3 protein-coding genes are annotated in these 2,706 nt (G+C 44.3%); 2 read left to right on the top strand and 1 reads right to left on the bottom strand.

What is annotated here, in order from left to right; genetic code table 11:
• Positions 1 to 101: 101 nt before the first annotated feature.
• Both FFR48_RS26975 and tsaD read left to right on the top strand, forming a co-directional pair.
• A complete protein-coding gene (locus tag FFR48_RS26975; protein WP_162501986.1) occupies positions 102 to 239 on the top strand; it encodes a hypothetical protein in 138 nt (45 codons plus the stop codon).
• A gap of 5 nt (positions 240 to 244) precedes the next feature.
• On the top strand, positions 245 to 1,282 hold the full coding sequence (gene tsaD, locus FFR48_RS26980) for a tRNA (adenosine(37)-N6)-threonylcarbamoyltransferase complex transferase subunit TsaD (protein WP_137669474.1): 1,038 nt from the start codon (positions 245 to 247) through the stop codon (positions 1,280 to 1,282).
• A gap of 326 nt (positions 1,283 to 1,608) precedes the next feature.
• Here tsaD and FFR48_RS26985 read toward each other — a convergent pair whose 3' ends face one another.
• Positions 1,609 to 2,538, bottom strand: a complete 930-nt coding sequence (locus tag FFR48_RS26985; protein WP_137669475.1) for an alpha/beta fold hydrolase — start codon at positions 2,536 to 2,538, stop codon at positions 1,609 to 1,611.
• Positions 2,539 to 2,706: the final 168 nt, after the last annotated feature.

Raw genomic sequence — 2,706 nt, forward strand, 5'->3', positions numbered from 1 at the left:
GTAGTGTAGTGATGGTTCGTAGCGTATAGAGTTGTAAGGGGTGTTGATGTGTCAAGGAGAGGAAGGAGTCGGAGATTGCTGAATGTGTGAGCAGGCCCGACATGTGCTCTTCCTCTCTAGTCCCCAGTCACCAGTCCGCAGTCCCTAGTCACCAGTCACCAGTCCCCAGTCCCCAGTCACCAGTCACCAGTCCCCAGTCCCCAGTCCCCAGTCCCCAGTCCCCAGTCACCAATCACTAATCACCATGACCACAGTTTTAGCGATCGAAACAAGTTGTGATGAAACTGCTGTGGCAATTGTCAAGAATCGTCAAGTGTGCAGCAGTATCATAGCCTCGCAAATTCCCGTCCATCAGCAGTATGGTGGGGTAGTTCCAGAGGTAGCTTCAAGGCAACATTTAGAAATAATTAATCAGGCAATAGCCCAAGCTTTCGATGAAAGCGCAATGAACTGGGGACAAATTGACGGGATTGCCGCCACTTGTGCGCCTGGACTGGTAGGAGCATTGTTGGTAGGGTTAACGGCTGCCAAAACCCTGGCTATGGTGCATGAAAAACCATTTTTGGGAGTTCATCACCTGGAAGGTCATATCTATGCTACTTACCTAGCACAACCCAATTTAGACCCCCCATTTCTTAGCTTACTCGTTTCAGGCGGACATACAAGCTTGATTTATGTTAAAGATTGTGGTAATTACGAAACTCTAGGAGAAACCCGTGATGATGCGGCGGGTGAGGCTTTTGATAAAGTGTCAAGATTATTAAAGTTGGGATATCCCGGCGGACCTGTGATTGATAAATTGGCGCAGACAGGTGATCCCCAAGCTTTTGTATTACCAGAAGGAAGAATTTCCCTACCAGGTGGGGGTTATCATCCCTATGATGGCAGTTTTAGCGGTTTAAAAACGGCTGTATTAAGGTTAGTGCAGCAGTTAGAAAAAGATGGTGGACAATTGCCCGTAGCGGATATTGCAGCCAGTTTTCAAGAAACAATAGCCAAAGCCTTAACCAAAAGAGCGATCGCCTGCGCTCGTGACTATGGTTTAAATACAATTGCCGTAGGTGGAGGTGTAGCGGCCAACAGTGGACTCAGAAAGCATTTACAAGCTGCGGCGGCCGAGAATAATCTCCAAGTCCTATTCCCGCCCTTAAAATTCTGTACTGACAACGCCGCCATGATCGGCTGTGCAGCGGCTGATCATCTTTCCCGTGGACATACATCTTCTCTCACCTTGGGCGTTCATTCTCGACTGCCTTTAACCCAAGTCATGCAGTTGTATTAGAAGGCAGGAGGCAGGGGAAGATGAATAACCCAATACCCAATACCCAATACCCAATGCCCAATGCCCAATGCCCAATGCCCAATGCCCAATGCCCAATGACTAATGACTAATGAGGGGTTGCTGAATAAACCCAAAATACTCGTAAATCAAAGGTTTGAGGCTGATCAGGAGAAAAGAAAGTGCAAGATTTTTGAAGGGTATACCTTAAAAACTGTGCATTTTGGGTCTGATAAATTAGAAAATCTGGGGATAACAGATAGCTAAAACTATTCCCTATTCCCTATTCCCTATTCCCTGCCTCAACGAAGGGACTTTTTCAGCAAACCCTAATGACTAATGACTAATGACCGAATATGATCAGCAACGGCATTTGGTTGTTCTAACATTGCCAGATGTCCACAATTAGGAATTTCAATAAAATTATTACCAACGTATTGGAACAGCCTATGGAAGCTGGCTAAATGGCGTACATATTTGGGTTCCATAAGCTTGTCATCCGCACCAGCTAAAAAATAAACTGGTTGCTTTATTTGTGAAACTAACTGAGGTAAGCGGTTCACTTCTTCCTCTGTTGTAGAGTCTAAAAGCGTTCCTAGTGCAGCTTCTGGATCGGCAACAACAAAATCAATAATTCGTTGACGCGCCCAAAAACGGTCTAAAGGACGTGATACACTGGCTCTGGTAAAGAGCAAATCAATCCAAGGCACTTGGTAAAGCCAGCGTGGCCGAACTTGGAGAAATTTTTGACCCTTTGAGCGAAACTGCTCAAATGCTTCTTTAAGATAAATTCCACCACCAGCATTAATACAAATAACTCCTTTAACACGGTCAGGTAATTGAGATGCTGTCCATAGAGCAATAGTACCTCCCAAAGAATGACCAATGAGCCAAACACTCTTGAGATTGAGAACTTCCAGCAGAGCTATTAAATCTTGAGAGTATGAGGCAGGAGAATACAGAGAATCAGCAGTATAGCTAACTAATTTAGGATCTGTGGTGGAATTGAGCTTTAGTTTGTGCAGTTTTTGGGCGTTTCGGCTGTGATTAAAATCAAATTTTGCCTGAGACTGAGATTCACCAAAACCTCGCAAATCATAAGACAAGCACTGAAAATCAACTGATAGGCGAGAAATCACAGGTTGCCAGTATCCACGACTGTTGAGCCAACCGTGGATAAACACTAAAGCATGAGGGTAAGAGGTGGGAGCCGTTAACTCATAAGCGTGGGGAACGCCGAAGATTTCTATTGTTGCCATATCCATATCGTAACCCGAAGAGCGGGTGCGACTAAATACGGAGAGCAAGTCCTAAGTTGACAATTTCATAGACAAAACTATACTTATATTGACAAAAATCAATATATTTTTAGGAAAAAATCAACTACTTGATATATAATACGGTGATATCAAGTATTGAATTGAGAC

The organism is Sphaerospermopsis reniformis (assembly GCF_005402885.1).
GTDB lineage: Bacteria > Cyanobacteriota > Cyanobacteriia > Cyanobacteriales > Nostocaceae > Sphaerospermopsis > Sphaerospermopsis kisseleviana.

Bases quoted from the DNA above. Each gene is read 5' to 3' on its own strand.
- FFR48_RS26975 (WP_162501986.1), top strand. From the start codon at position 102: ATGTGCTCTTCCTCTCTAGTCCCCAGTCACCAGTCCGCAGTCCCTAGT.
- tsaD (WP_137669474.1), top strand. From the start codon at position 245: ATGACCACAGTTTTAGCGATCGAAACAAGTTGTGATGAAACTGCTGTG.
- FFR48_RS26985 (WP_137669475.1), bottom strand. From the start codon at position 2,538: ATGGCAACAATAGAAATCTTCGGCGTTCCCCACGCTTATGAGTTAACG.